Origin of the sequence: Brucella tritici (assembly GCF_008932285.1) — a bacterium.
GTDB classification, from domain to species: Bacteria; Pseudomonadota; Alphaproteobacteria; order Rhizobiales; family Rhizobiaceae; genus Brucella; species Brucella tritici.
This window is the reverse complement of the sequence record NZ_WBVY01000003.1, coordinates 45562-72082: the sequence shown is the minus strand read 5'-3', so window position 1 is coordinate 72082 and position 26521 is coordinate 45562. Positions and strand designations below refer to the sequence as shown.

The window sequence follows — 26521 nt, the reverse complement described above, 5'->3', positions numbered from 1 at the left end:
TTTGGCAGGGCCAGCGCAAATTGCATCGCTTGGTCGCGTTCTGGTGACGCGGCCACAGCCGGCTGGCTCCAGGACCGCCGCAAAACTGGCGTCGATGGGCTATGAACCGGTTCTGCTTCCGCTAAGCCGAACCGTTGCGCTTTCCTTTGCTCTGCCCGATGGCCCGTTTTCGGCTTTGACGGTGACGAGCGCCAATGCGTTTCACCACATAAACACGGAACGGCTGAAGCCGTTTCTTGATTTACCGCTTTTTGCCGTGGGTCAGGGAACAGCGCAGGCGGCGCGGAAGGCCGGGTTCGGTCAGGTGATCGATGGCGGTGGCGATGCGGTTCGTCTTGCGGCGACGATGCGGCGCGATCTTCCCCAACAATCCCGTGTTCTTTATCTCGCTGGGCGCGTGCGCCAGCCGGTGTTCGAAGACGAGATGCGGGCTGCGAGGCTCGATATGCACGTCGCCGATGTCTATGACACGGAGATGATACCTTATTCTGCGCCAGCACTTCTGGACGTGCTTCATGGCGCGCCTTTTGTCGCGGTCATGCTTTATTCCGGCGTTGCTGCGACGAGCTTCGTTGAAGCGATGCGTGAAATCACGCTGCCTTTTGACGAGAAAACGCGGTTTTTGTGCATTTCTGACCGTGTGGCCGATCAGTTGCCGCCGCTCTGGCGGGCAAATGCCCTTGTTGCAGACCACCCGGATGAAGGCGGACTTTTCCGGCTATTTGCCAAACTTTGACTCATTTCGGCGCAACCTTCCTTCATCTGGCGATTTTATCTGTTAGAGTCTGAGGCAACCAATCGGCGTTTACGAGAGGATCCATGGCGAAACCCGGCACTCCGCGACATTCCAAATCGGCCCGCAATCCCGTGACGATCAATCTCGATCCATCGGATGTGAAGCGGGTTGACGAACCGGCGAAGGCGACGCCAGATGCGGAGCCGGTGGGAAGTTTCTCAAAATCTGAAAACCCAAAGTCGGAAACCCCGAAGCCCGCATCACCCAAACCAGAAGCGACGACTGCTGAAAAGACCGTGAAGACGGAGAGGCCGGAAAGTTCGAGCTATGCCAAGCCGCCCTTTACCTCGGGCGTAAAACCGGAAATCCAGCAGCCTGCGCAAAAGAGCGGGGCGGGGGCGTCGCATCTTCTGGCCGGTATTGCTGGTGGCGTTATCGGCCTCGGCGGTTTGCTGGCGTTGCAATGGGGCAATGTCATCCCCTCTCCAGGCGCAAGAGTGACAGCGGAACAGCTCGCGCATATGGAACAGCAGATCGCCGATCTGCGCAGCAACCCGACACCGGCACCGCTTGACGATGCAAGCCGCGCGCAGCTTGCGGCTCTGGAAAAGAATGTTCAGGCTGCCGAGATCAAGGCAGAAGCGGTTGCAGGTTCCTTCGCCGATCTTCAGCAGCAATTCGCTGCCTTGTCGAAAGAGGCGGGTCAGGATGCGGCAGCGGATACCACCGCTCTGACAGAGCGGCTGGATGCGCTGGAAAGCAAGCTTTCAGCGGCGCAGAACCGGGCGGATGAGGCGACAGCCGGAGTTTCGGGAAACAGCGGCACGATTTCATCCCTCGAATCGAAACTGACCTCCTTGCAGGAAAAGGTCACCCAGACTTCACGCCAGCCCGATGCAACGGCGCTTATAGCGGCAAATGCGCTGAAAACCGCAATTGATCGCGGCGGTTCGTTCAAGGCGGAACTGGACACTTACGCTTCGGTTGCACCGGACGAGGCGTCTATCGAACAGTTGCGTGCTCATGCCGACAAGGGCGTTCCGACTGTTGCCGACCTGAATGCGTGGTTCGGTGCCGTTGCGAACAGGATCGTCGCGACGGAGAACAAACTGCCTGCCGATGCCGGAATTTGGGATCAGCTTGTCGCCAGCGCCAGGGGATTGGTAAGCGTGCGCCCGGTTGCTGGCAATGTCAGCGGTACTGGTGCCGGACCTATCACGGCGCGTATGGAAGCTGCCCTTCAATCCGGCGATCTCGAGCGTGCGCTCAGCGAATGGGAGCAGTTGTCTGCCGATGCCAAGGCCACCTCACAGGAATTTGCCGATCAGGTGCGGGCGCGACGGGATGCTGATGCGCTTGTGCAGCGCCTCGTTGCGGACAGCCTGAAACCGAAGGTTTCGGCGGATGAAACCGGTGGGGCTCCGGCCTCTTCCGGTCAATAGGAGGCAGGCCGATGCTGCGTGTCCTATTCTATCTCGCCATCGTTGCTGCGCTTGGTTTCGGCTTTGCCTGGCTTGCGGACCGTCCGGGCGAACTCGATGTCACCTTCGCGGGCAACCACTACAATGTGCCTCTGATAACCGCTGTTGCGGGGATCGTTGCCATTGTCGCGGCCATTCTCATCCTGTGGTGGCTCATCAAGAGCATTATCCAGTCACCTTACACGCTGCGCAGGCATTTTCGTGCGCGCAAGCGTGATCGTGGCTATCAGTCGCTTTCGACCGGGTTGATTGCCGCCGGTGCAGGCGATGCGGAAGCGGCGCGCCGCATGACGAAGCAGGCAGGAAAATTGCTGAGTTCCGATCAGGAGCCGCTGATAAAGCTTCTCGAAGCGCAGACCGCGATGCTGGAAGGCCGCACGGAAGATGCCCGCAAGGGCTTCGAGGCAATGGTGGAGGATCCCGAGACGCGGTTGCTCGGCTTGCGTGGGCTTTACATCGAAGCCCAGCGTGTTGGCGCTCGCGATGCTGCCCGCCATTACGCTGCCGAAGCCGCCCAGCAGGCACCGCAGCTTGAATGGGCCTCTTCGGCCATGATGGGCCAGCTCTGTGCCGAGGGCGATTGGGATGGAGCGCTGAAGCTTGTCGATGCGCGCAAGCAGGCTCTCGCCCACAGCAAGGATGTGGTGAAGAAGGAACGCGCTGCATTGTTGACTGCCAAGGCGATGGCAGTCGTCGATGTCGATCATGCGCAGGCAAAGGCGCTGGCACTGGAGGCAAACAAGCTCGCGCCCGATCTGGTGCCCGCCGCCGTGGTTGCTGCGCGTGCTCTTTTCGCCGATGGCGACGTGCGGAAAGGCTCGAAAATTTTGGAAGCGGCCTGGAAGCGGTTTCCGCATCCGGACATTGCCTCAACCTATGTCTATGCACGATCCGGCGATACGGCACAGGATCGATTGAAGCGTGCAAAGCATCTCGTATCGCTGCGATCCAATAATGCCGAAGGCAGTCTTGCACTGGCGCGCGCTGCCTATGAGACGGGCGATTATCGCCTTGCTCGCGACAACGCCGAGCAGGTTCTGCGTGCTTCGCCGCGCGAAAGCGCCTATCTGCTGCTTGCCGATATTGAAGAGGCTGAAACGGGCGATCAGGGCAAGGTTCGCGAATGGCTGGCGCGTGCGGTCAAGGCGCCGCGCGATCCTGCATGGACTGCCGATGGCTATGTTTCCGAACAATGGTCGCCTGTATCTCCGGTTACGGGACGCCTCAACAGTTTCGAGTGGAAAGTTCCCGTCGTGGCGCTCGCTCCTGCGATTGAAGCGGAAAAGCCTGAAATCAAAGGCCCGGTCGAGACGAAGCCGGCCAATCAGATTGTTCTGGCAGAGCCTCGGGACAAGGCCGAAAAGGCGGATGTTTCCGCGGGAGCCGAGAGCAAGCCGGTCATTCGCGATATCGAGGAGGCTGAGGTCATTGTTCCTGCTGCTGAGCCCATCAAAGCGTCGCCAGCAGCTCCGATAAAGAAGGCGGAAGAAGTGAACCCGCCAGCGGCCGATGTTGTTGTGATGGACGACGATGCGAACGAGGAACCCCGTCGTGCGCATCTCGTGGTGGACGATCCGGGTGTCGACGAAAGCAAATCTTCTCAGAAGGCGCAGAGTGGATTGAAGCTTTTCTGATCAGGCTTTCCGCGAATCGTTGCCGAAAAACAACGCAGCGCATCTCTTGGGCGGTAAACGGCTGTGTAAGACAGTTTACCGCCTTGCGTGGCGCATTCAGCCCGTTACCTTCGATATTGCTAACTAAATACGCCGGAATCGCGTTTACGGACGGCAAGCAGTGAATGTGGCAGCGAGGGTGAATGTTCGATCGTCTTCTGGATTTTTTAAAAGAACTCCCGGCCAGCGGTTTTCGGGACCGGAATGAAAAATTCTCCAATGACGATCCGCGACTGGCTGCCGCTGCACTGCTTTATCACATCATGGATGCCGATGGTGAAACGCGTGAAAGCGAGCGTAAAAAGCTCTCTTCAATGCTGTCGCAGAAATATGGGCTGAAGGGCGATAGCCTGAAACGGCTGATCCTTGCAGCGGAAAAAGCCGATCAGGAAGCGATAGATTTATCGGATTTCACATCGGTTCTGAAGCGACAGCTTGATTATCAGGCACGTCTCGACCTCATCGGCCTGATGTGGGAAATGGTCTATGCTGACGGCAAGGTGAGCGAAGTCGAGGCCGACGTGATGTGGCGGGTGGCCGAGCTCGTCGGCATCCGGCAGGATGACCGGAATGCCATTCAGGAGCGCATGGACAAGGTGAGCCGCAGCACGTCCGCTTCCTGAAGACCTTTTATAGCTCGAACGATCAGACCCGTCCTTGCAGGTGACGGGCCTTGCGCAATTGCGGGAACATTGCTGACCAAGCGACCGCGACGGCGATTGATCCCAACCCGCCAATGACGACAGCCGGAACAGCACCGATGGCTGCGGCCATCAGACCGGCACGGAATTCGCCAAGCTCGTTTGATGCTCCGACAAAGACCATGTTGACGGCATTGACGCGACCGCGCACGTGATCGGGCGTCCAAAGCTGCATCAGCGTTTCGCGGATATAGACGCTGATCATGTCAGCCGCACCCGCAAATGCCAGGGCAACAACGGACAGCCATGTCAGTGTCGAGACGCCGAAGATGATATTGAAGAAGCCGAAGAGGCCAACGAAGATGAACATCACGCGGCCCGCATGGTCGCGGATCGGATGTCCAGCAAGCCAGACGGCAGTCAGGACAGCCCCGATGCCCGGAGCTGAGCGCAACAGGCCAAGCCCCCAAGGGCCGAGATCGAGGATATCTCGCGCATAGATTGGCAGCAGAGCCACCGTTCCGCCAAGGAGCACGGCGAAAAGGTCGAGCGAAATCGCGCCAAGGACAATCTTTTCCTTCCAGATGTAGCGGAAGCCAGCCAGCATGCTCGTCAGCGAGCGCTGCTCGGTAAGCGTGTGCTGTTTGGGCTTTGGAATGGAGAAGATCAGGAAGGAGCCAATCAGCAGGAACAGCGTTGCGATGGAATAGGCTGCGACCGGAGAAATGCCATAGAGCAGGCCACCTGCAACCGGTCCCACGATTGTCGCCACCTGCCATGCCGATGAATTCCATGAAACGGCGTTCGCGAAATCCTCCGTCGGTACAAGATTGACGACCAGGGATGCGGAAGATGGGCCGAGAAACGCGCGGGCGACACCAAAAAGGGTCAGCGCTGCAAAGACGGTCAAGGGCTCGAACAGACCTGCAAGGGTCAGGCAGAGCAACAACGCCGTCACAACGCTTTCCAGAATGAGCGACAGGCCCATGATGAAGCGTCTGCCGAAACGGTCGGCAGCAGCGCCGGTTACCAGAACCAGCAACAGGGCCGGCAGGAATTGTACCAGTCCGACCATGCCCAGATTGAAGGCGTCACGGGTGAGATCATAGATCTGCCAGCCCACCGATACACTCACGATTTGCACCGCAAATGCGCTCAGGAAACGGGCGCCCCAGTATTTTTTGAAGGCAGAGTGCCGGAATGCTGCGTAACGATCCGCAGAAGAAGCATCAGTGGAGGGGGACATTGCTCATAACATCTAAAGCATTTCCAGCAAAAGTGCGAAGCGGCTTTGCTTGGGATAATGCGCAACAACAAGAAGATAGATGTTACTTACAGCATCCTTCCCATGATCGGAACCACTTTTTGTGAACGGTTTTGTGAAGTGCTGTATCTGACAGTGACAGTGCAGCTTCACAAACAAAAAAGGCCGGTTTGAACCGGCCCTTCATTGCTGTCGTTCTGGATCAGTCTTTGCCGAGCAGGCCTTTCCAGATGATCGCGCCGATCGCCGCGCCGACAAGCGGTGCAACCCAGAACAACCAGAGTTGGCTGAGTGCTGCCGTTTCGGCGAAGAGAGCGACGCCGGTCGAACGGGCCGGGTTGACCGATGTATTGGTGACCGGGATCGAAATCAGATGGATCAGGGTCAGGCCGAGACCGATGGCAATCGGGGCAAAACCAGCCGGAGCCAGCGACGAGGTGGAGCCCAGAATGATGATGAGGAAGAAGGCCGTCAGGATTACTTCGATGAGCAGGCCTGCCATCATGCTGTAGCCACCTGGCGAAAGTTCGCCATAGCCGTTCGAAGCGAGGCCACCGGCGGAGAAGCCTTCCTTGCCTGAAGCGATGAGGAAGAGTACGGCTGCAGCTGCAATAGCGCCCAGAACCTGTGCAACCCAGTATGGGATCAGGTCCTTGGCTGGAAGACGACCAGCCACCATGAGGCCCAAGGAAACGGCGGGGTTGAAATGACCGCCGGAAATGCCGCCTACAGCATAGGCCATGGTAAGGACAGTCAAACCGAAGGCGAGGGCGACGCCGAGAAAGCCGATGCCCAGTTCAGGGAAGGCTGCGGCGAGGATTGCGCTGCCGCAACCACCGAAAACAAGCCAGAATGTTCCGAAAAATTCAGCCGACAATTTGTTCAGCATGGAAGTCCCCAGGGTTGGTGTAGTGAAAATGTCATATGCGAATCATTTAGCAAGAAGCATATAATCGTCTTTTTCTTTGGACAATCACGTTTAACTTTATTGGCGGCTTTTGTTCTCTGTGGATTTCCCTGTCGTTTCAGTAAATGGAAAAGCTATTCTTCATATATTCGAGTTTGCTTTTATATCTCTTCCAAATTGGGTTCCGGCGGACAGTAAGAGTTGGTCGGCTAGGCTTTTTTTAAAGCTGTCGATACCGCTCAGCTATATTGCGGAGCAGGGCGGCGGCACGTTATAAGCGCAGATGTCGAACGGGCGACGCTGGCCGATACAAGATTGTTTGGCCGGGATTTCGCGGGGCAGATTGGAGTTGTCAGCCTTGAACACTCATCGTGGGACGAAAATGCAAAGGCTCGTTTTGGAGGCCGTCAAAGTCGTTCCGATTGTTGCAGCCCTGTCCGGTTGCACGGCGACTGCATGGACCGAAAAGGTGAAGATCGACAGCACGCCAATGCCGACGGAATGCGCGGGCTGGGAGAAGATCGATCTCAAGCAGCGCACGACATTGGTCCTTTTGCGCGAGGACCCGCGCCTTGTGGTCCAAATCGATTCGCACAATCTCAAGGGTCGCAACCTCGGTTGCTGGCAGTAGCCGGACCGCTTCAGGCTTGAGTGGCCAGTCGCACATCGACTTTCTCTATGGTGCCACGCAACGCAGGAAGCATTGTCTCAAAGTCGATATAGGCACCTGGTTTCAGCATTGCTTCTCCTGGAGCCAGACGGCGTTCGCGTTTGCTGCCGTCGCTATAGGTAATCATGACGATCAGCGGCGGCGTGGTGCGTTCTTCGGATGTGGTGTTGCGGATGCGACCGCCAATACTGAGAACATCGCCTTTATCGTGCACTCCAACGCTGGTTTTGAGATCGGTTAGCTGAAGTGCCGAAATGAGTGGCAGGGTTGGCTGCATGCCGGAAAGAGGTTTGTCGGCAAGCAGTGTATATCCGCCCGCTATCCAGAAGGCGGTTGTCGCACAAAGAGCGACGAAAACCCAATAGCCGAATCCGGGCCATCCGCCGGGGAGACTTGTTTCGGACATAAGCTTGCTTGACGCGAACGGCTTCTGCGGAATGCTGTATGAGAAGGATTTCGGGCGTGGCGAGGCCGGGATAATGGTTTCGAATTCAGCATCCTCGACCGGTCCGGCATCGGAAGTAAACCATGTTGCGCGATGGTTTTCGCACAAAGGCACGCGCGACATCTGCGCTGTCGATGGTTGTTTCGCCATCATGCCGTCATCTTCCTTTGCGTTTTTCGCCCTTCGACTGGTGCCACACACTGGCTCATAATGGTTAATGCTTCATGGCCGCAGCCACGGTCACGCATTTTTTAAGGCTCGCACGGGCTGAATTAACGCAACATTAATCATAGAGGATAAAGGTCGATCTGATATCGATGTCATCCGTGCGCCCCTCAGTGCGCGGACAATTGAAGAGAAACAGCCCGGTGATACGTTTCGAGAATGTCGGCCTGCGATATGGAATGGGTCCTGAGATCCTGCGCGATGTCAGTTTCCATATTCCGCCGCGTTCATTCCAGTTTCTGACCGGCCCGTCTGGGGCAGGGAAAACCTCGCTCATGCGCCTTCTCTTCATGGCGCTGAAGCCGACACGCGGCCTTATCAATATTTTTGGCAAGGATGTTGCGCGGCTCAATCATGCGGAAATTCCGCTTCTGCGCCGCCGCATCGGCATCGTGTTTCAGGATTTTCGCCTGCTCGACCATATGACCACCTATGAGAATGTGGCGCTGCCGCTGCGTGTGCGCGGAAAGGAAGAGGCAACCTACCGTCACGAAGTGGAGGAGCTTCTGCATTGGGTTGGGCTCGGCGACCGAATGAATGTGCTGCCGCCGGTTCTTTCGGGCGGTGAGAAGCAGCGCGCAGCCATTGCCCGCGCACTCATCGATCAGCCGGAACTGCTTCTGGCTGACGAACCGACCGGCAATGTCGATCCGCCGCTTGCAAAGCGTCTCCTGCGCCTTTTCACCGAGCTGAACCGTTCAGGTACGGCTGTGATTATCGCGACCCACGACCTTTCCCTGATGGAGCAGGTCGATGCGCGACGCATGATCCTCGAACATGGGCGGCTCGACATTTATGATTGATGCAAAGAACGCCTGGCGACGTACATTGGATGACATCCGGGTTCGTTTCGAAGATCTCAAGGACATGCTGCTCGTTCGTATCGGCAAACGCCGGAAGCGTCAGGGGCCAAGTCCTATCGTGCCCGATGGCAGCGTGACGGGCACCGCACTCGTCATCGTGATCGCCATCATGACGTTTCTGGCCTGTCTGACGATGGGCGGCGTGACGCTTGTTCGCGCCTCGGCTGCTGCCTGGCAGAGCCAGATCGCACGCGAAGCCACGATCCAGATCCGACCGGTTGACGGGCAGGACATGGAAAAGGCTCTGGCTCAGGCGAGCGAGATCGCGCGCGGCTTTGCCGGTGTCAAAGGCACCAGCATCATCGACAAGGATGCGACAGCGCGCCTGCTCGAACCATGGCTGGGCAGTGGCCTCAATATTGATGAACTGCCCGTACCGCGTCTTGTCGTTGTCACGATCGACGAGAACGCACCGCCTGACTTTGAAACAATGCGTGCTGAAATTACACGCGCCATCCCGGCGGCTAGCTTTGACGATCATCGCACCTGGGTCGACAGGCTTGTCTCCATGGCGCACACGACGGTGCTGGTTGGAACCGCCGTTCTCTCGCTCGTGATTGCTGCCACCGTTTTGACCGTGATCTTCGCCACACGCGGCGCAATGTCAGGCAACGGCCATATTATCGAAGTGCTGCATTTTATCGGCGCTGAATCGAAATTTGTGGCGCGTGAGTTCGAATGGCATTTCTTCCGCACCGCCTTGAAGGGAGCGCTATGCGGCGGAGCGGCGGCAATGTTCGTATTTCTGATCTTCTCGTGGTGGGCATCGAGCCATATGGCGACCCCCGAAGGTGACCAGGCTGCTGCCATGTTCGGTAATTTCGCCATCGGGCGTAGCGGCTACATCGGCGCTGCCGTCATCATTATTCTGGTCAGTTTCCTCACCATGCTGACCAGCCGCCTGACGGTGATACGCCAGCTTGCAACCATGGATGGTCCGGGAGTGCGCTCCGAATGAAGGCCTTTTCCGATACTGGCGCTTTCAGGACAAGATTTTCGTCCACTTCTCCGACTTCTCGCCGCAATGCTGGCTATGATGGAAGAAGAGATGGTACGCGAATCCCGCAAGCGCTATCGGGCGGGCACCGGTCGAGTGACGATGCAGTGGCACAGAGGCAGACAGCAAACGGGCTTTCTACGGGGGATGTGGTCTGGCGCCGCAATCGGAGCGGCGTTTCCCTGCAGTCCTTTACAGTTGCGTCCGGTAATTTCTTATGGTCTGTCATGATGCGCATGTTCAGACGTTTCCAACCTGTTTCCATCGTTCTGTTTGTTGTTCTTCTGGCGTTTCTCGTCGGCTTCGTCGCGTTTGGTGAAAAAGTCACCAGCATGCAGCCTCCGGCTATCGAGGAGCCTGCTGATGCAATCATCGTTCTGACTGGTGGACAGTCAAGAATCCAGGCGGCCGTCGATCTTTTGAAGGACAAGCGAGGGAAGCGGCTTCTGATCAGCGGTGTTCATCCGGCGACCAATGAAAAGGCGCTGCAGCGTGCGACCCATGCGGATCAGAGCCTCTTCGATTGCTGTGTCGATCTCGACCGGTCTGCGCTCAACACCATCGGCAATGCGACCGAAAGCGAACGCTGGATTCGTAGCAACAATTATCGCCGCGTGATCCTGGTCACCAATAACTACCATATTCCGCGCAGTACCCTTGAAATGTCCTATCGCATGAAGGATGTGGAATTCATTCCCTATCCGGTCGTGAATGGGGAGCGACGCGAACATAGCTGGGTTGCCGAAGGCGACACATTGCGCGTGCTCTTCATCGAATATGTGAAATATCTGGGCGCTGCTGTCCGTGTGGGTGCGACCGAACTGTTTGGAACGCAGTCAGTGCAAAATGCAATGACTGAGAGCTGATCTGGCTGCAGGATTGCGATTTCCTGATGGAAATGGCCGATCTTCCTGATATATCGGTGCCGTCACTTTCTGCAGAAAGTCCAGAATTCGCGCGTGATCGTTTACCGCCAGCCGGGAGCGAAAATGCTTTAGCCAGGGTCTCCACCGACTGATGCTTCTCTATCTGCGCTCAATCTTGTTCAATGCGGCGTTCTATATCTGCACACTTGTTCAGATGATCGTCTATACGCCCTTTTATTTCCTGTTGCCCCGCAAGAAGGCATGGATCGTGCCGAAGCTGTGGGCAAGGGTCAATCTCTGGCTCCAGAAGCATATCGCCGGGACAGACTATGTGGTCGAAGGATTGGAGAACATTCCCGAAGGCGCCTATATCTGCGCGCCAAAGCACCAGTCTGCCTGGGATACCTATGCTTTCCTTCCCTATCTTGACGATCCCGTGCTGATCCTGAAGCGAGAATTGATGCGCATTCCGCTTTTCGGCTGGTATATCGCCAAGATGCAGATGATCCCGGTGGACCGCGGTTCCCGCGTCAAAGCGCTGCATTCGATCACCAAGGGAGCGGAAAAGGCGATTGCGGAAGGCCGCCAGATTCTGATCTATCCGGAAGGAACGCGCCGGGCGCCGGGAGCTCCGCCGCACTATAAATATGGAATCGTTCATCTCTATGAGGCGCTCAATCTTCCGGTATTGCCGATTGCGCACAATGCAGGCCTCTACTGGCCGCGCCGCAAATTCCTCCGCTATCCTGGAACCATTCGCGCCCGTATTCTGCCGCCAATTCCGGCGGGGCTTCCGAAGGAAGAATTCCTGAAGCGACTTATCGAATCCACCGAAACGGCCTGTGACGAATTTCTGGTCGCCGCCAGCCGCGATCCTAATCCACCACCCATGCCACCGACCGCCGTTCAAAGACTGAACGAGCTCGGCGCCTAACCCTCACAGCATGTTATCGGCCTGATCACGTTCAATTGCGTTGCGAGAACGACAATTCGCCGCGTTTTCTAGAACTTTCGTTTTTCTTGCGTGCAACCATGAAACCCGTTATCAGAGCCCGACACGAAAGGACACATCATGAATATTGATGCCATCTCCATCGGCTCCAATCCTCCTGAAGACGTCAACGTCATCATTGAAGTGCCTGTCGGCGGCCAGCCGATCAAGTACGAGATGGACAAGAAGGCCGGCGCCCTCATCGTCGACCGCTTCCTCTACACGCCAATGACCTATCCGGGCAATTACGGCTTCGTGCCGCATACGCTTTCGGAAGATGGCGACCCGATTGACGTTCTCGTCTGCAACACCCGTCCGCTGGTTCCCGGCTGCGTGATCAACGTTCGCCCGATCGGCGTTCTGGTCATGGAAGACAATTCCGGCAAGGATGAAAAGATCATTGCCGTTCCGTCGCCGCACCTGACGCGCCGCTACGAGAAGATCCACGACTATACCGATATGCCGGAGATCACTCTGAAGCAGATCGCGCACTTCTTCGAGCACTATAAGGATCTGGAACCCGGCAAGTGGGTCAAGATCGGTGACTGGGGCGACGAGGATTACGCACGCAAGTTCATCGTGGAAGCTATCGAACGCGCCAAGGGCAAGTAAGCGACAGCTTTTCGATCCGTCTAAAACAAAAGCGCCCGGCAATGTCCGGGCGCTTTTGTTTTCAGGCTTGCGAGTGATGCGCTTAGAGCATAATCCGACCGGAGTGAAACGAGGATCGATAAAATTATGCTTGAAATATAATAACTTAGAGCGCCGATCCGACCCAATCAGATCGAAATGCGCTTAAAGGAAAAGCGGCAGCAGCGTCGTCCACATGAACTGGCGGATGAAGAAGATAATCAGCAACAGGATGATAGGCGAAATATCGATGCCGCCGAGATTGGGCAAAATATTGCGGATCGGGCGAAGAACGGGCTCTGTTACCTTGTAGAGAAACTCACCGATCGATGCCACGAAGCGGTTGCCGGAATTGACGACATTGAACGCATAGAGCCACGAGAAAATGGCACTCGCAATAATAATATAGGTGTAAATATCGAGCGCCAAATCAATGGTGCGGAACAATGCGATCATGGAGGCCTCCTTGGCGATTGGCCGAGATGTAGCGGTTGCATCGGGCGAGAACAAGGGCTGAGGGCTTGAGCGCTGGAATTTTTGAGAAGCGCAGCAAGTGTTTTCAGCCGCCCGAACCGTTGAACTGTCGTTGAGAATTGTGGTGAATGAGATCGTTGACGTGCTCCAGCCAGTGATCACGGACGCGCATATTACGCAAATGCTGGAGCGTGTTGGCAACATAATCCACATTGGTGCCGGAATCGCCGCGGGCGGATCCGACAATGGCCGCGGCTTCCTCGGCTTTCAGCGAGCCTGCATATTGCAGGTGGCGGCGGTCGGCCACGTAGGTGACGGCGTCGACATCGCGGCCATCGGCAAGGCGCAGGCGAAGATGCTTTTCATGATAGACTTGGTTCGACATTTCACGTTCGCGCAGATAGGTCATCACTTCGCCGGTCATGTCTCCGGGCACACGAAAAGCAATACCGAGACACGAGCCACCAGCATCCAGGCCCAGTACCAGACCCGGATGGTCCGGTGTCCCTCGGTGGACATGCGAGTAGATGCACAGGCTGCGCCTGTAGCCGTAAAGGCGTGCACGCATGGTCTCCACATGCGCAAAACCCGGCCGCCACATCAGCGAGCCGTAACCGAAAACCCAGAAATCGTTCATTCGCCTATCATCAGGGAGTGTGGTCATGAGAGTGTCCATATTGATTTAGTGAACGTCGATTTCCACCGGTATTCAACGGATATCCCTCTATTTTTCTTCTCGTTCGCTTCACAAGGCACATTCCTGCCATAATATGGCCAACAGTCGGGGGGAGCAAAACATATCGGGGTTGGATATTCGGTCTGAACCCGGAGTGAGGCTCTTCGAAACAACCGTCTGATTCATGTAAGGCTTTTGAAATGGCGCACCCTGGAATGAACGCACCGAAAGCCAGAAAGCGTCCGATAACGCTCGTCGTCATTCTTGTTGTCTTGATCGCTGGCTATACGGCGGGCTGGTTCTACGTTGCAAACAGGCTGGAGGCGCGAGCCAAGGCTGATATGGCCAAGCTTGCTGCCCAGGGTGTTGGTGTGAAATGCGAAGACCTGCGCATGGGCGGCTATCCGCTGCGCGTCAATGTTGTCTGCGACAGCATTTCCTGGCAACGTCCTTCCGAGGGTATGTCGTTCCGCGCCGGGCGTTTCACTTCGGGATCGCCGGTCTATGCGCCACGTTCGCTCTCGAACGATCTGACAGGTCCGGCCTTCATCGAGTTTCCGGGACTGGAGCCGCTGGAAGTCAACTGGAGCAAGTTTACCTCCAATACCCGGCTGGCGCGTCCGTTCCCGACCGAAATCGAACTGGCTGCACGTGAGGTCGCGGTTGGCCTTCGCACCGAAACGACGAAGACGGAGCCGCTCAGCACGCTCGAGCAGATGGATTTCCGCATGAGCCAAGTGGACGGAACTTTGAAGATCAATGGCCGCTTTGCTGGATTGAAGCTTGCCAAGGCAGTGATCGGTAGTGCCACTAGCCCTGAAATCGACGGTGTGGCGGATATTGATGTGGCAGATGCTGCGACACTGCTTGCAAGGAGCGAAACGCCTTTCCATCAACGTCTGCGCGGACATTCTGGTACGGTCAATCAGGCTTTCCTGTCCATGCCCAATGGAGCCATGGTTTCTGTTGCAGGGCCGTTTTCGGTCGATGCCGACGGGCTCATCAATGCTGATGTGAAACTGACGCTCGTCAATCCGCAGTCGCTGGCACAGGCAGGACAGACCGTATTCCCCGAGCAGGGCGGCAATATCGCCACCGTTCTGTTTGCTCTTTCCGCTATGCCGAAAGACGAAAACGGCAATCCCGTTATGGAGATCGCCGTTCGCAAAGGTAAAGTCAGCGCCGGATTTATTCCGCTCGGGCGGTTGCCTGCTCTTTAAGGGAGTAGGGGAATAAGCCAGTAAGGGAGTAGGACAGTATATTTGCGGCCCTATCCGTTCCTTACTTTTTTTCGCTCGTGCGCGTCGCAGCCTGACGGCCGAAGTCCGGTGCATCTACTTCCTGACCGGCATCGATGATGCCGCGCCGAACAGCGCGCGTGCGCGTGAACAGATCAAATAGTGCTTCACCATCACCCCAGCGGATCGAGCGCTGAAGCGAGGCGAGATCTTCCGAAAAGCGACCGAGCATTTCAAGGATGGCATCCTTGTTGTGCAGGCATACGTCACGCCACATTGTCGGATCGGATGCGGCCAGTCGTGTGAAATCGCGGAAACCGGAAGCCGAATATTTAATGACTTCCGATTTGGTCACCTGTTCCAGATCGCTGGCTGTACCGACGATGTTATAGGCAATGATGTGCGGCAGATGCGAGACGATAGCCAGCACCAGGTCATGGTGCTGCGGGTCCATGCGATCAAGCCGCGAGCCGCAGGCGATCCAGAAGTCACTCAGCTTTTCCAGTGCTGCTTCATCCGTATCAGCCAAAGGGGTGAGGATGCACCAGCGATTGGTAAAGAGGTCGGCAAAGCCTGCATCCGGCCCGGAATATTCCGTGCCCGCCAGCGGGTGTCCCGGAATGAAGTGCACATTGCCGGGCAGTTCCGGCTGCATCTGTGCAATCACGGAAGCCTTGGTGGAGCCGACATCGGTGACAATGGCGCCGGGCTTGAGATTTGCCGCGATCTGCCGCGCTACCGTGCCGGACGAGCCGACGGGTACCGAAACGATGACCAGATCGGCATCCTTGACAGCCTCAGCGCTATCGGTGGTGTAGCTGTCACCGAGTGCCAGTTCTTCGGAGCGTTTCAGCGTTTCACCGCTGCGTGTGGCAATGGCGATGTGATCTGCGAGCTTTTCGCGCCGAATAACGCGGGCCAGCGATGAACCGATAAGGCCGATGCCGATCAGGGCGATCTTGTCGAAATGGACCGTGGACATTGTTCTACTTCAAAAATTCAGTCAGGGCGGCGACGACGCCACGATTGGCTTCTTCCGGTCCGACGGTCATGCGCAAGGCATTGGGGAAACCGTAGCCGCCGACGCGACGCAGGATATAACCGCGCTTGGAAAGCCATTCGTCAGCCTTATCCGCCGAATGTGCGGCATCGTCCGGAAAATGGATCAGCAGAAAATTCGTGACTGACGGCGTTACCCGCAGACCGAGCTTGGTGAACTCGTCGGCCAACCAGCCAAGCCACTTGTCATTGTAAGTGATCGACTTTTCGACATGGGCGCGATCACGAATGGCTGCGGCGCCCGCAGCAATGGCGGCCGAATTCATGTTGAACGGTCCGCGGATACGATTGACGGCATCAATCACGTGCAGCGGCGCATACATCCAGCCGATACGCAGGCCGGGCAGCCCGTGAATTTTCGAGAAGGTGCGCGTCATGACGACGTTCTCGTTGGACGAAACGAGTTCGAGGCCGGATTCATAGTCGTTGCGACGGACATATTCGGCATAAGCCGCGTCGAGAATGAGGAGCACGTGCTTCGGCAGTCCGGCATGGAGACGACGGACTTCCTCAAAAGGCAGATAGGTTCCGGTCGGATTGGCCGGATTGGCAATGAAGACGATTTTCGTGCGCGGCGACAGGCCAGCCAGAATGGCGTCCACATCGATACGCTCGTTCTTCTCCTTCACCGTTATCGGCGTCGCGCCTGCACCCAGCGTCTGGATCTTGTAAACGGCAAAACCGTGCTCTGTAATGATGGCCTCGTCACCCGGAGCAAGATAGGTTTGGCAGATCAGACCAAGCAGTTCGTCGGAGCCGTTGCCGCACAGGATATTGGCCATGTTGAGCCCCTGCGTTTCGGCAATTGCCTCACGCAGCGCCAGCGCCTGTCCATCGGGATATAGCTCCAGTTTTTCGCCAGCGTGTCGATAGGCTTCGACAGCATGCGGGCTTGGTCCGACAGGCGTTTCGTTGGAGGAGAGCTTATAGACCTTGGCAACACCTTCCACGTGTTCCTTGCCGGGTACGTAGGCTGCGATGTCGAGCAAGCCGGCCTTGGGCTGGGGACGGGTAAGGTTTTGCGTATCGGTCATGATTTTGGCTCCGCCAAAAGGTCAATGTTAAAGTTACGATGGGTTAAAGTTATGATGGCGGCATATCCCGCCATTGCGTCCAAGTCGAGAAAAACCTTGTAGGTAGTACTTGGCGACCGCAGCAACTGCACGTTTTCGCGGGCGATGATGCGCAAATGCCCTAGTTTTTTCGATCTGTGGTGATGGTTCGTGCCGGTACTTTCCGCAATCCACCGACGGGCGTGCCTTGTGGGGCGAGAACCGGAACAAAGACGCGGCGTGACGAGCGCTGGGCAACCGGCAGCCCTTGATAGAGCCGCTTTTGCGCTTCCACCACCAGAACGCCTGAAAAGACCGGCCACAACCGTCGCCCCATGCCTTCGAGTGCGAGACAAGGCCGCATCATCCATCGTCGCGTGGCGGGTGGGAAGTGCAGGGCGTCGCTCACCGTACTGACGGTGAAATTCGCTTCCCGCAGCAAGGTCGTCAGCTGTGTTCTGCTGTAAGGCCGCCCGCTGCCGAAGGGTGTGTGTTCGAAGCGGGCCCAAAGTCCGCGGCGGTTCGGCACCACGATAACGAGTCGCCCATTGGGGGCGAGGACGCGCCACATCTCCTTGAGCGTTTCCGTCGGATTTTCCGCATATTCCAGCGCATGTACCATGAGCACGCGATCAATGGAGGAATCAGGCAGAGGCAGTTCTTCGTCGAAAACGAGCGCTGTTGCCGTTTTTGCTATCGAGGGCCAGGCAACGGCGCCCTGTCCAGCCGGCATGAAGGCGAATGTGCGTTCCGTATCGGCACTGAAGCGGTCGAGATAGGGCAGGCTGTAGCCCATGCCGACTAGCCTCTCTCCCGGCACGTGCCCCCAAAGACCGGCCAATGCCATTCGGATCGCGCGCTCCGCGAGATGGCCCAGTGTCGTGTCGTAAAATGATCGCAGTTCGATGATGTCTGGATGCATGCAGGTCACGCTATATGAAATCTCGACGCCGGGAAATGGAGAAGCCGAAGCATCTTCATCCGGTGGGGTGCAATTTCCTCAAACCGTGCTATAGAGCGTGCCTTTCCGGCACCTTTGATGGGCGCCGAAGTCTGCGCGAAAGCGAACGATCAGGAGAAGCAGCAGATGCCCGAAGTCGGTGGCAAGACAATCGAAGTTCTCTTTAGTCCGGATGAGATCGCCGGTCGCAATCTCGAGCTCGCCAAGGCCATTGCTGAACACAAGTTTCACAATCTGCTGACGATTTCGATCCTGAAGGGCTCCTTCATCTTTGCAGCCGACCTCATCCGCGCAATGCACGATGCGGGTGTGGAACCCGATGTCGAATTCATCACCGTTTCAAGCTACGGCAAGGGAACGACAAGCACGGAAGTTCGTCTACTGCGCGATATCGACAGCGATGTGCGTGACCGTGATGTGCTTCTGATCGACGATATTCTGGAATCCGGAAAGACGCTGAAGTTCGTTCGCGAGCTCATGCTGGAACGGGGCGCGCGGAGCGTCAGCATTGCTGTTCTTCTCGACAAGAGCGTGCGCCGCAAGGTCGATCTTGATGCCGATTTCGTGGCTTTCGAATGCCCCGACTATTTTGTCGTCGGCTATGGCATGGACGTCGGGCATGCCTTCCGCCAGTTGCCTTATGTCGGCCGGGTGATGGAATAAGCGCGTCCGGCGTCTGTGCTTTCAGATCAATCGAACTTCAACAGACGCTGCAGATATTCCTTTTCCATTTGCGGCGTGAGCGCATTGCCGAGCTTGCGGCGGATTTCATCGAGAATTTCGCGCGCGCGCTGAATATCTATTTCACCTGGAATCTTGATGTCATCGTTGAGGCCGCCGCTGGTACCTTGCTGGCGACCAAGAGGGTCCCTTCCGCGACTGCCATTGGCGCCACTTTGCTCCTGACCTTGCTGGCCCATGGCTTGCTGCATTTTTTGCATCATGTCGCGTCCGCCGCGACGCAGTGCATCGAGCGCACTACCCTGCTGGTCGCTTGCTTCTGCACCTTCGCTGCGGCCCAGCGCATCCGTTGCGTTGCCCATCGATTTTCCGGCATCCGAAAAATCCTTGCCGGGTTCAATGCCCATGCCCTTCAGATCGTCCATCAGTTTTTGCAGATCGGACTGGAGGTCTTTCTGTTGTTGCTGCAGCTTGCGCATGGCTTCGGCCATATCCGGCGGAATATCGCCTTTCCCGCTTTGACCGTTCCCGCTCTGGCCGTTATCGGCTTCACCGCCCGGCTGCCCGCCGCCCATGGAGCCATCATCACCGGGGAACAGGTTGTCGCCGAATTCGCCTTCACCATCACTGCCGCCGAACTGGCGCTGCATCTTCTGATCGAGATCGAAGGTTTCGTTCATCGTCTTTTGCTGGCGCTGCATCAGTTCGCCGAGCTTGTTCATCTGCTGCTGCATCTGGCCTTGCTGACCTTGCCCCTGATCTGGCTGGCCCTGTTGCGCCTGTCCCATTTGCAGATTGTCCATCAGATTCTGCAATTGCGACAGCAGTTCTTCCGCCTGATCGCGCGAGCCCTGACGTGCCAGGTTTTCGATCTGGTCCATCATGCGCTGTAGGTCTTTTTCCGTTAGCATTCGCGCATTGGGATCGGGTGCTGCGCGGCGTGTATTCGGGTTCTGCTGCTGGCGTTGGGCGAATTCCCGCAGAAAATCCTGCATCGCCTTGCGCAGTTCTGCCGAAAGCTTTTCGATCTCTTCTTGCGGGGCGCCGTTCTGAAGAGCATTTTTCAGGGCTTCCTGTGCCTGCCGCAGGCGCCTTTCGGCAGCAGACAGATTTCCATCCTCGATACCGAGCGCAACCTGCCACATATAGTCCGCGGCATCGCGCAAGGCGTCATCGCTTCTGGCAAGACGAAGACGCGTACCAATCGTGACCAGACCCAGATAATGGGCTGCGTTCTTGATGGTTTCTTCCGGGCGAAGCGTGATTGCCGACAGCATGTCGAGCACGTGGTCGCGCTGCGTCGCATCGAGCGCGAGGATACGGCGCTGCTCTGCGATGGCACGGGCAAGCGGATTGCTGAAAGGGCGCTCGGGCAAGGTAATGATCTTGGTTTCGCTGCGACCTGTTTGTCCGGCGGCGTCGGTTACGACCAGCGTGAGCGCAACTTTTTCGCCCGCCCATGGATGTTCGGTCAGGTCCTTCGACGTCGTAGCGTCCTTTACGCCGCGGCGGGGCAATGCAAGCGGCAGTTCCGGCGCATCGTAAAGCGGTGCGGCTTCTTCATCCTCATCATTGTTGAGCGGGATAATCTCAGCTTCGGCTTTTGCCGGCGCGTAGTCGTCCTCGATCTGATAGGAAAGTTGCAACGTACCATTCAGCGCGTGTCCCGGCTCTTTCGTGAAGCGGATCGTCGGCGGATTGTCCGGCGTGACGGAAAATTTCCAGCGCGCATCGGTGCCGGAAAGTGCCAAAGTCTCGTCCTGCTGCAAATCATAGCGGAAGTTGTGGCTTCCATCGACGACGGCCTGTTCTGCAGGTTCTTTCTGGTCTTCCTTCAGGCTTATCGGTTGTATTTCGCGGCGCTCGCCCGTTGCGTCAGTCGCAGTCAGGCGTTCAGAACCGCCACCGATCACGCGGACCGACAGAATGCTGCCCTGCGGTACATTGATTGCCGCTCGTTCACTGTCGATGGTCGTGGACAGGAAGACAGGCGCGTGGCCGGTATAGCGCGGCGGCGTCACCCATGCATCGATGCGGGCAATGGCACTGCCATCGCCTGGGCGGATATGAAAGGCATCGGTAATGCGCCCGCTGTTCGGGCTGATGCTGTAGGCGGAGGCAGTCACGAAGAGCAGGGCAACCACTGCACGAATGCCGAAGGGGTCATGTTCGGGAACGCGTGTATAGGGCAGGCCGGATTGCAGATTCTTGAGCCTGTCCGCCATGCGGCGCTGGTGTTCGCGCCACAAGGCAACGGCGAAAGGGTCATGTTCACCGGTTGCCATATGGCCTGTCTGTACGGCGAGTGGTTCGTGAACCAGGCCGTTGATCGCCTCGATGCGGCTTGTGACGTCACTTTCTGTCGGAGATCGAAACCGGAACGGCAGGCAAAGTGCAATGAGGCCGGCAAGACCAAATAGAGCCAGCACGCCGATATGAAGCCATCGCGGCATCATGCCGAACAGGCCGAACCAGCTCAGGCTGGCAAACAGACCAATGATGAGGATCAGCGGCAGGATCAGCGGCCAGAACCGCTCGAAGCTGATTGAAAGAAAGCTGCGCAGACGTAGACGATGCAGGCTGGCGCCATCGCCTGAAAACAGCCGCAGAAAAGCATCCCGCGCATGACGCGGCAGGCTTTTCCTGTCGTTGCTGCTATCTGTCTGTCGTGCCGCCTTTGAGGCAGTCATAGGGTATGGTCTTTCACGTCAGCCGATTTCGGTTCGGCTGACAGGATAACACGCATCATGGCAAAGGCGAGGCTTTGCCATGATAAATCTGGGCCATGATAAATCTGGGCCACGATAATTGTGGGCCGTGACAATTATGGTCGCAAGCCTATAGCCATTCCGGCACGGAATCGAGCGCAAGCAGTTCTTCATAAGTCCGGCGCGGGCGCACGACATGATAACGGTCACCATCAACCAGTACTTCGGGGATGAGAAGACGGCTGTTATAGGTGCTGGAAAGCACGGCCCCATATGCGCCCGTCGTGCAGATGGCGATAAGGTCGCCCGGAACAGGCTTCGCCACTTCCCGGTCGAGGCCGAGATAGTCACCGGTTTCGCAGACTGGACCGACAAAATCGGCACGAATACGCGGCGCGTCATCCTTCGGCAAGGCTACCGGCTTGATGTCGTGGAATGCATCGTAAAGTGTGGGACGAATCAAATCATTCATCGCGGCATCCACGATGACGAAGTTCTTGGCGTCGCCTTCCTTGACGAAGATCACTTCCGTTACCAGAAGCCCGGCATTGCCGACGATCAGGCGGCCCGGCTCGAACACGGTTTTCAAGCCAAGCGGCTTGATATGTTTTGCAACGATTTCCGCATAGGCGACGGGTAGCGGCGGAGGCGTGTTATCCGTGCGATAAGGAATACCCAGTCCACCGCCAACATCGACGTGACGGATATTGTGGCCGTCGGCCTGCAATTCCTTGACCAGTTGCGCCATCAGGGCAAAGGCATTGTCGAACGGCTCGAGGTCGATGATCTGGCTGCCGATATGCATATCGATGCCGACCACGTCGAGACCGGGCAGGCTTGCCGCGCGAGCATAGGCCTCACGCGCCTTGACGCGCGGAATGCCGAACTTGTTTTCGGATTTGCCGGTCGAAATCTTGGCGTGGGTCTTCGCATCCACATCAGGATTGATGCGCAGCGATACGGATGCGACCTTGCCAGTCTTGACGGCGCGAGCGGAAAGTATCTCCAATTCCGGCTCGGATTCAACATTGAAGCAATAGATACCTGCTTCCAGCGCGAAGTCCATTTCGTGTGGCGTCTTGCCGACGCCTGAAAAGACGATCTTATTGGCCGGGATGCCCGCAGCAAGTGCCCGGCGAATCTCGCCTTCCGAAACAGTGTCGGCACCGGCGCCAAGCTTCGCCAGCGTTTTCAGCACAGCCTGGTTGGAATTGGCCTTCAGCGCGTAGGTCACCAGCGTTTCCATGTCAGCAAAGGCTTCGCTGAATACACGGAAATGGCGCTCGATAGTTGCGCGGGAATAGACGTAGAAAGGCGTTCCAACGGCCTGAGCAATTTCAGGTAGGTTGACATTTTCGGCATGAAGAACGCCGTTGCGATACTCGAAATGATTCACGGGAAGGCCCTGCAGCAGAAACTTACAACAGCTTGTCGAGGATGATCGGCTTGTCTTCCTTCGGTTTTGGCTTGGTGTGTCCCTGATCGTCGGTGATCAGCGAAGATGGCGGCGGTTCCAGCGGGCCCTTGCGACCGCAAGCAGCAAGCGTGGCCGCGAGCGCGGCGATCAGAAGCACGGAAGAAATGGCGGAGCGGCCTGTCATCAGCTTTGGTTCCCGAAATATATGATCTTGCTCTAAGTTTTGTCTTTACGCATGTCTCCCGAAACCGGTTCCCACTTTTGGGAGACATGCTCTAGTTGGTCTGATTCCGACATTTGCATCCCTCGGATATGAGCGCCGAACAAACGTCAATTTCAATCCACTAGGTCTAACTCATAATGCCCGAAATGTGGAATCATCAGTTCAATTCATGATTCCACATGACGTCATGTTGATCGCCCATCAGGCCTTTGTAATGCGCTTTTTCCAGTAACGGATCTGGCGGCGCACTTCCTGCGGGGCTGTGCCACCGAAGGACTGACGGCTCTTCACGGATTTCTCAACCGTCAGATAGCCGAAGATCGCATCCGTGATGCCTGGATGGATCGATTGCAGTTCTTCCAGTGAAAGCTTCGACAGATCGACCTTGCGGCTTTCAGCCAGAGCGACGGCGCGACCGGTGACATGATGTGCTTCGCGGAAAGGAAGCCCCAGTTCGCGCACCAGCCAGTCGGCGAGATCGGTCGCGGTGGAATAGCCTGAACCGGCAGCCTTCTTCATAGACGCGACATTGATCGTCAGGTCACGCACCATGCCAGCCATGGCTGCGATGGCAAGTTCCAGATTTTCGGCGGCGTCGAAGACCTGTTCCTTGTCTTCCTGCATGTCCTTGGAATAGGCGAGTGGCAAGCCCTTCATGATGGTCAGAAGTGCAACCAGCGAACCGTTGATGCGACCAGTCTTGGCGCGAACCAGTTCCGCGGCATCCGGGTTTTTTTTCTGCGGCATGATCGACGAGCCGGTCGAGAAAGCATCGGAAAGCCGCACGAAATTGAACTGCGGCGTAGACCAGATGACGATTTCTTCGGCCAAACGTGACAGATGACCTGCGCAGATTGCAGCAAGCGACAGGAATTCCAGCGCATAGTCGCGGTCGGAAACGCTGTCGAGCGAATTGCGGGTCGGCTCGCGGAAACCGAGCGCCTTTGCCGTCATGTGACGGTCGATCGGGAAGCCGGTGCCTGCAAGGGCTGCAGCACCCAAAGGTGATTCGTCCATACGCTCGATCGCATCGCGTACACGCGACAGATCACGACCGAACATTTCCACATAGGCCATGCAATGATGACCGAAGGTCACCGGCTGCGCGGTCTGAAGATGGGTGAAGCCCGGCATCACGGTTGCGGCGTGTTCTTCCGCGCGTTCCAGAAATGCCTCGATAAGATTCTTGAGGGCAGCAGCGGTCTTTTCCAGTTCCTGCTTCACCCACAGGCGGAAGTCGACGGCCACCTGGTCATTGCGCGAGCGGGCAGTATGCAGGCGTCCTGCAGACGGGCCGATCAGATCAGCCAGCCGCGCCTCAATGTTCATGTGAATGTCTTCGAGCTTGCGCGAGAAGGTGAACTTGCCGTCCTCGATTTCCTTGAGGATGGCTTTCAGTCCGTCTTCGATTTGCCGATGGTCTTCTGCCCCAATAATGCCTGTCTTTGCCAGCATGGCTGCATGGGCGAGCGAACCCTGAATATCCTGCGCATAGAGCTTGCGGTCGAAACCGATCGATGCATTGATCTCTTCCATAATCGCATCGGGCCCTGAGGCAAAACGGCCGCCCCACATCTGGTTGCTTGATTTTTGTTCGCTCATGCTCATATGCCCCGAGTGACGGTTTGGCGGAATATTGGAAAGAAGTAACGCGACATGGCAGAAGACAACGAAAAGGCGAATTCCGAACAGCAGGCGAAATCGGGAAATCGCAAGATCGTCCTTCTTGCCGCCCTTGCCGGTGTCATTGCCGGTATTGGGGCGGTATACGTGATGGAGCGCCCTTCTGGCAATGTGGTTACCCAGAATGTTTCGACGAATGTTGCAGCAGAAAGCGATGAAGCTTCGGCGCAGTGCGTATTGAAGGCAGATAAGCTGAAGGCACTTGATGCAGCTGCGACTGGTGGCGTGGCTGCGATGCGCGCCGCCGAAAAGCCGATTTCAGTCTCGCATATCGCCTTTACGGGGCCTGACGGCAAACAGATGACACTCGGCGATTTCAAGGGCAAGACGCTGCTGGTCAATCTCTGGGCGACGTGGTGCGCCCCATGCCGTGAAGAAATGCCCGCTCTCGACAAGCTGGATGCCGAAAAAGGCGGCGCTGATTTCGAGGTCGTCGCAATCAACATCGACACTGGTTCGGATGACAAGCCCAAGGGCTTTCTGAACGAAATCGGCATCAAGAATCTGATCCTGCACCGAGATGCTTCCATGTCGAGCTTCAATGAGTTGAAGCGCAAGAACCTGGCCTTTGGGCTTCCGGTGACGCTGCTGGTCGACAAGGACGGGTGTCAGATTGCATCCATGAACGGCCCGGCACCATGGGACAGCCCGGAAGCTGCGAAACTGATCGAGGCCGCTCAGAAACTCTAACACTCGACAAAATCGAGAATCAGTGGCTTGCTTTCTCTCCCAAAGAGGGAGTTGCCCATGAGCCTTGAAGTCTGGCTTGCATTTTCCGCCGCATCCATCGTGCTCCTGATTATTCCGGGGCCGACTGTTCTGCTCGTTGTTTCATATGCACTCGGTCAGGGCTGGAAAGCGGCTTTCCCGATGGCGGTTGGCGTTGCGCTGGGGGATTTTACGGCTATGACGCTTTCTATGCTTGGTGTGGGTGCGCTATTGGCCGCTTCGGCAAGCGTGTTCACCGCCGTCAAATGGGCAGGTGCCGCCTATCTCATCTGGCTTGGCATAAAATTGTTTCGCGCTGGCGGAACACTTCACGCCAGTGCGCGGCATGACAGGGTACATCCGGTGCGGATGCTGGTTCATGCCTGGCTGGTGACGGCGCTCAATCCGAAAAGCATTACCTTTTTCGTGGCTTTTCTTCCGCAATTTCTCAGCCCGCATCGGGATTTCCTGACCCAGATGCTGGTTTTTGAAAGCACGTTCCTTGTGCTCGCTTTCTTCAACGCCTTTGCCTATGCACTTCTGGCGACCCGCGCGCGCCGCTTCTTCTCAAGCGAACGAGCGCTACGCATTTTCAATCGGGCTGGCGGAACACTGCTGATCGGTGCCGGCGTCGCTACCGCATCAATGCGATCAACCTGAGATGAAACCGGAGCGTTTCAGCCGGACGATGGCGAGATCGAGCGCCGAGAGGAATGCCGAACGGTCCTTGGGCGAAAAGGGGGCGGGCCCGCCTGTAACTTCGCCTGCGGAACGCAAGCTGTCCATCAGATTGCGCGTCGCAAGCGTATTGCCGATCGTGCTTTGGGTGTGAACCCGTCCGTTTGGGGCGATCACCGAGGCGCCTTTCTCAAGTGAGCGGCTGGCCAAAGGAATGTCGGCGGTAATCACGATTGCACCCGGTCGCGAATTCTCGGCGATCCAGTCGTCGGCGGCGTCGAGCTTGTCTGGTACGACAACCCGTTCGACACGCTCCGCATCGCGGGGGATGGCAATGAAACTGTTGGCCACCAGCACGACCGGCAGATTGTGCCGTTCCGCTACGCGATAGATTTCAGCTTTCACCGGGCAGGCGTCGGCATCGACAAGAATGCGGATGATTTCAGGTTCGTTGTTCATGCCGCTTCATAAAATGCGGGCGGCTATTTGGCAAATTTAACGCTGCGATCAGTTTTATGCGATAGGCGTTTGCCGCAAAGCGGTATAAGGCGGGCCGCGAAAGTGAGAATTCTGT

27 protein-coding genes are annotated in these 26521 nt (G+C 56.9%); 14 read left to right on the top strand and 13 right to left on the bottom strand.

Going from position 1 to position 26521, the window contains the following annotated elements:
- Position 1 precedes the first annotated feature (1 nt).
- From F9K94_RS10190 to F9K94_RS10175, 4 genes are all read left to right on the top strand, one after another.
- Complete coding sequence (locus F9K94_RS10190; protein WP_151645454.1) at positions 2 to 736, top strand: uroporphyrinogen-III synthase; 735 nt, start codon at positions 2 to 4, stop codon at positions 734 to 736.
- Positions 737 to 819: 83 nt separating this feature from the next.
- On the top strand, positions 820 to 2178 hold the full coding sequence (locus F9K94_RS10185; protein WP_151645452.1) for a COG4223 family protein: 1359 nt from the start codon (positions 820 to 822) through the stop codon (positions 2176 to 2178).
- An 11-nt stretch (positions 2179 to 2189) separates the two neighbouring features.
- Positions 2190 to 3851, top strand: a complete 1662-nt coding sequence (locus F9K94_RS10180) for a heme biosynthesis protein HemY (protein ID WP_151645450.1) — start codon at positions 2190 to 2192, stop codon at positions 3849 to 3851.
- Between the two features lie 182 nt (positions 3852 to 4033).
- Positions 4034 to 4513 (top strand): tellurite resistance TerB family protein, encoded by a 480-nt coding sequence (locus tag F9K94_RS10175; RefSeq protein WP_061344499.1) that lies wholly within the window; start codon positions 4034 to 4036, stop codon positions 4511 to 4513.
- A gap of 22 nt (positions 4514 to 4535) precedes the next feature.
- On the opposite strand, the gene F9K94_RS10170 is transcribed toward F9K94_RS10175, so the two are convergent.
- The gene (locus F9K94_RS10170; RefSeq protein WP_061344498.1) at positions 4536 to 5777 is read right to left on the bottom strand and encodes an MFS transporter; all 1242 of its coding nucleotides are present in this window, start codon (positions 5775 to 5777) and stop codon (positions 4536 to 4538) included.
- A 220-nt stretch (positions 5778 to 5997) separates the two neighbouring features.
- Entirely contained in the window at positions 5998 to 6684 is a 687-nt protein-coding gene (gene aqpZ, locus F9K94_RS10165; protein WP_061344497.1) for an aquaporin Z, read from the bottom strand.
- A 400-nt stretch (positions 6685 to 7084) separates the two neighbouring features.
- Here aqpZ and F9K94_RS10160 point away from each other — a divergent pair, with 400 nt between their 5' ends.
- Positions 7085 to 7333 carry a hypothetical protein gene (locus F9K94_RS10160; RefSeq protein ID WP_061344496.1) on the top strand — a complete coding sequence of 83 codons (249 nt, stop codon included), beginning with the start codon at positions 7085 to 7087 and terminating at the stop codon, positions 7331 to 7333.
- Between the two features lie 10 nt (positions 7334 to 7343).
- On the opposite strand, the gene F9K94_RS10155 is transcribed toward F9K94_RS10160, so the two are convergent.
- Positions 7344 to 7970 carry a hypothetical protein gene (locus F9K94_RS10155; protein ID WP_192799493.1) on the bottom strand — a complete coding sequence of 209 codons (627 nt, stop codon included), beginning with the start codon at positions 7968 to 7970 and terminating at the stop codon, positions 7344 to 7346.
- A gap of 251 nt (positions 7971 to 8221) precedes the next feature.
- On the opposite strand from F9K94_RS10155, the gene ftsE reads away from it, so the two are divergent.
- From ftsE to ppa, 5 genes are all read left to right on the top strand, one after another.
- Positions 8222 to 8845: a cell division ATP-binding protein FtsE gene (gene ftsE / locus F9K94_RS10150; RefSeq protein WP_029375806.1), complete on the top strand. Its 624-nt coding sequence runs from the start codon at positions 8222 to 8224 to the stop codon at positions 8843 to 8845.
- On the top strand, positions 8838 to 9863 hold the full coding sequence (locus tag F9K94_RS10145; protein ID WP_061345196.1) for a cell division protein FtsX: 1026 nt from the start codon (positions 8838 to 8840) through the stop codon (positions 9861 to 9863). The genes ftsE and F9K94_RS10145 overlap by 8 nt, the downstream gene beginning before the upstream one ends.
- The gene (locus F9K94_RS10140) at positions 9860 to 10768 is read left to right on the top strand and encodes a YdcF family protein (RefSeq protein ID WP_151645446.1); all 909 of its coding nucleotides are present in this window, start codon (positions 9860 to 9862) and stop codon (positions 10766 to 10768) included. The genes F9K94_RS10145 and F9K94_RS10140 overlap by 4 nt, the downstream gene beginning before the upstream one ends.
- A gap of 151 nt (positions 10769 to 10919) precedes the next feature.
- Positions 10920 to 11702, top strand: a complete 783-nt coding sequence (locus F9K94_RS10135; protein WP_061344493.1) for a lysophospholipid acyltransferase family protein — start codon at positions 10920 to 10922, stop codon at positions 11700 to 11702.
- 138 nt (positions 11703 to 11840) lie between these two features.
- Complete coding sequence (gene ppa, locus F9K94_RS10130; RefSeq protein ID WP_010657539.1) at positions 11841 to 12371, top strand: inorganic diphosphatase; 531 nt, start codon at positions 11841 to 11843, stop codon at positions 12369 to 12371.
- A gap of 183 nt (positions 12372 to 12554) precedes the next feature.
- Here ppa and F9K94_RS10125 read toward each other — a convergent pair whose 3' ends face one another.
- On the bottom strand, positions 12555 to 12845 hold the full coding sequence (locus F9K94_RS10125) for a YggT family protein (RefSeq protein ID WP_061344492.1): 291 nt from the start codon (positions 12843 to 12845) through the stop codon (positions 12555 to 12557).
- A gap of 103 nt (positions 12846 to 12948) precedes the next feature.
- Positions 12949 to 13527 (bottom strand): gamma-glutamylcyclotransferase, encoded by a 579-nt coding sequence (locus tag F9K94_RS10120; RefSeq protein WP_151645444.1) that lies wholly within the window; start codon positions 13525 to 13527, stop codon positions 12949 to 12951.
- Positions 13528 to 13739: 212 nt separating this feature from the next.
- Here F9K94_RS10120 and F9K94_RS10115 point away from each other — a divergent pair, with 212 nt between their 5' ends.
- A complete protein-coding gene (locus F9K94_RS10115) occupies positions 13740 to 14759 on the top strand; it encodes a DUF2125 domain-containing protein (protein WP_151645442.1) in 1020 nt (339 codons plus the stop codon).
- 61 nt (positions 14760 to 14820) lie between these two features.
- Here the strand turns inward: F9K94_RS10115 and F9K94_RS10110 are convergent, their stop codons facing one another.
- The 3 genes from F9K94_RS10110 to F9K94_RS10100 form a co-directional block, all read right to left on the bottom strand.
- A complete protein-coding gene (locus F9K94_RS10110) occupies positions 14821 to 15759 on the bottom strand; it encodes a prephenate/arogenate dehydrogenase family protein (protein ID WP_151645440.1) in 939 nt (312 codons plus the stop codon).
- A 4-nt stretch (positions 15760 to 15763) separates the two neighbouring features.
- Positions 15764 to 16870 (bottom strand): histidinol-phosphate transaminase, encoded by a 1107-nt coding sequence (gene hisC, locus F9K94_RS10105; RefSeq protein ID WP_151645438.1) that lies wholly within the window; start codon positions 16868 to 16870, stop codon positions 15764 to 15766.
- Positions 16871 to 17030: 160 nt separating this feature from the next.
- The gene (locus F9K94_RS10100; RefSeq protein WP_061344488.1) at positions 17031 to 17810 is read right to left on the bottom strand and encodes a class I SAM-dependent methyltransferase; all 780 of its coding nucleotides are present in this window, start codon (positions 17808 to 17810) and stop codon (positions 17031 to 17033) included.
- 165 nt (positions 17811 to 17975) lie between these two features.
- On the opposite strand from F9K94_RS10100, the gene hpt reads away from it, so the two are divergent.
- Positions 17976 to 18512: a hypoxanthine phosphoribosyltransferase gene (hpt, locus tag F9K94_RS10095; protein ID WP_061345194.1), complete on the top strand. Its 537-nt coding sequence runs from the start codon at positions 17976 to 17978 to the stop codon at positions 18510 to 18512.
- A gap of 26 nt (positions 18513 to 18538) precedes the next feature.
- On the opposite strand, the gene F9K94_RS10090 is transcribed toward hpt, so the two are convergent.
- The 4 genes from F9K94_RS10090 to argH form a co-directional block, all read right to left on the bottom strand.
- Complete coding sequence (locus F9K94_RS10090; protein ID WP_151645436.1) at positions 18539 to 21220, bottom strand: TIGR02302 family protein; 2682 nt, start codon at positions 21218 to 21220, stop codon at positions 18539 to 18541.
- Between the two features lie 148 nt (positions 21221 to 21368).
- Positions 21369 to 22634, bottom strand: coding sequence for a diaminopimelate decarboxylase (lysA, locus tag F9K94_RS10085; protein WP_151645434.1), 1266 nt, complete (start codon positions 22632 to 22634; stop codon positions 21369 to 21371).
- A 22-nt stretch (positions 22635 to 22656) separates the two neighbouring features.
- A complete protein-coding gene (lptM, locus tag F9K94_RS10080) occupies positions 22657 to 22839 on the bottom strand; it encodes an LPS translocon maturation chaperone LptM (RefSeq protein ID WP_061344485.1) in 183 nt (60 codons plus the stop codon).
- A 240-nt stretch (positions 22840 to 23079) separates the two neighbouring features.
- Positions 23080 to 24480 (bottom strand): argininosuccinate lyase, encoded by a 1401-nt coding sequence (gene argH, locus F9K94_RS10075; RefSeq protein ID WP_151645432.1) that lies wholly within the window; start codon positions 24478 to 24480, stop codon positions 23080 to 23082.
- A 54-nt stretch (positions 24481 to 24534) separates the two neighbouring features.
- Between argH and tlpA the strand changes: the two genes are divergently transcribed.
- Together tlpA and F9K94_RS10065 are read left to right on the top strand one after the other, a co-directional pair.
- Positions 24535 to 25251, top strand: coding sequence for a thiol:disulfide interchange protein TlpA (gene tlpA / locus F9K94_RS10070; protein ID WP_151645430.1), 717 nt, complete (start codon positions 24535 to 24537; stop codon positions 25249 to 25251).
- 57 nt (positions 25252 to 25308) lie between these two features.
- Positions 25309 to 25929: a LysE family translocator gene (locus tag F9K94_RS10065; RefSeq protein WP_151645428.1), complete on the top strand. Its 621-nt coding sequence runs from the start codon at positions 25309 to 25311 to the stop codon at positions 25927 to 25929.
- On the opposite strand, the gene F9K94_RS10060 is transcribed toward F9K94_RS10065, so the two are convergent.
- Positions 25921 to 26406, bottom strand: a complete 486-nt coding sequence (locus tag F9K94_RS10060) for a YaiI/YqxD family protein (RefSeq protein ID WP_151645426.1) — start codon at positions 26404 to 26406, stop codon at positions 25921 to 25923. The two genes, F9K94_RS10065 and F9K94_RS10060, sit on opposite strands and share 9 nt — an antisense overlap.
- Positions 26407 to 26521 lie beyond the last annotated feature (115 nt).

Bases quoted from the DNA above. Each gene is read 5' to 3' on its own strand.
- F9K94_RS10185 (WP_151645452.1), top strand. From the start codon at position 820: ATGGCGAAACCCGGCACTCCGCGACATTCCAAATCGGCCCGCAATCCC.
- F9K94_RS10180 (WP_151645450.1), top strand. From the start codon at position 2,190: ATGCTGCGTGTCCTATTCTATCTCGCCATCGTTGCTGCGCTTGGTTTC.
- F9K94_RS10175 (WP_061344499.1), top strand. From the start codon at position 4,034: ATGTTCGATCGTCTTCTGGATTTTTTAAAAGAACTCCCGGCCAGCGGT.
- F9K94_RS10170 (WP_061344498.1), bottom strand. From the start codon at position 5,777: ATGTCCCCCTCCACTGATGCTTCTTCTGCGGATCGTTACGCAGCATTC.
- aqpZ (WP_061344497.1), bottom strand. From the start codon at position 6,684: ATGCTGAACAAATTGTCGGCTGAATTTTTCGGAACATTCTGGCTTGTT.
- F9K94_RS10160 (WP_061344496.1), top strand. From the start codon at position 7,085: ATGCAAAGGCTCGTTTTGGAGGCCGTCAAAGTCGTTCCGATTGTTGCA.
- F9K94_RS10155 (WP_192799493.1), bottom strand. From the start codon at position 7,970: ATGATGGCGAAACAACCATCGACAGCGCAGATGTCGCGCGTGCCTTTG.
- ftsE (WP_029375806.1), top strand. From the start codon at position 8,222: ATGGGTCCTGAGATCCTGCGCGATGTCAGTTTCCATATTCCGCCGCGT.
- F9K94_RS10145 (WP_061345196.1), top strand. From the start codon at position 8,838: ATGATTGATGCAAAGAACGCCTGGCGACGTACATTGGATGACATCCGG.
- F9K94_RS10140 (WP_151645446.1), top strand. From the start codon at position 9,860: ATGAAGGCCTTTTCCGATACTGGCGCTTTCAGGACAAGATTTTCGTCC.
- F9K94_RS10135 (WP_061344493.1), top strand. From the start codon at position 10,920: ATGCTTCTCTATCTGCGCTCAATCTTGTTCAATGCGGCGTTCTATATC.
- ppa (WP_010657539.1), top strand. From the start codon at position 11,841: ATGAATATTGATGCCATCTCCATCGGCTCCAATCCTCCTGAAGACGTC.
- F9K94_RS10125 (WP_061344492.1), bottom strand. From the start codon at position 12,845: ATGATCGCATTGTTCCGCACCATTGATTTGGCGCTCGATATTTACACC.
- F9K94_RS10120 (WP_151645444.1), bottom strand. From the start codon at position 13,527: ATGACCACACTCCCTGATGATAGGCGAATGAACGATTTCTGGGTTTTC.
- F9K94_RS10115 (WP_151645442.1), top strand. From the start codon at position 13,740: ATGGCGCACCCTGGAATGAACGCACCGAAAGCCAGAAAGCGTCCGATA.
- F9K94_RS10110 (WP_151645440.1), bottom strand. From the start codon at position 15,759: ATGTCCACGGTCCATTTCGACAAGATCGCCCTGATCGGCATCGGCCTT.
- hisC (WP_151645438.1), bottom strand. From the start codon at position 16,870: ATGACCGATACGCAAAACCTTACCCGTCCCCAGCCCAAGGCCGGCTTG.
- F9K94_RS10100 (WP_061344488.1), bottom strand. From the start codon at position 17,810: ATGCATCCAGACATCATCGAACTGCGATCATTTTACGACACGACACTG.
- hpt (WP_061345194.1), top strand. From the start codon at position 17,976: ATGCCCGAAGTCGGTGGCAAGACAATCGAAGTTCTCTTTAGTCCGGAT.
- F9K94_RS10090 (WP_151645436.1), bottom strand. From the start codon at position 21,220: ATGACTGCCTCAAAGGCGGCACGACAGACAGATAGCAGCAACGACAGG.
- lptM (WP_061344485.1), bottom strand. From the start codon at position 22,839: ATGACAGGCCGCTCCGCCATTTCTTCCGTGCTTCTGATCGCCGCGCTC.
- argH (WP_151645432.1), bottom strand. From the start codon at position 24,480: ATGAGCGAACAAAAATCAAGCAACCAGATGTGGGGCGGCCGTTTTGCC.
- tlpA (WP_151645430.1), top strand. From the start codon at position 24,535: ATGGCAGAAGACAACGAAAAGGCGAATTCCGAACAGCAGGCGAAATCG.
- F9K94_RS10065 (WP_151645428.1), top strand. From the start codon at position 25,309: ATGAGCCTTGAAGTCTGGCTTGCATTTTCCGCCGCATCCATCGTGCTC.
- F9K94_RS10060 (WP_151645426.1), bottom strand. From the start codon at position 26,406: ATGAACAACGAACCTGAAATCATCCGCATTCTTGTCGATGCCGACGCC.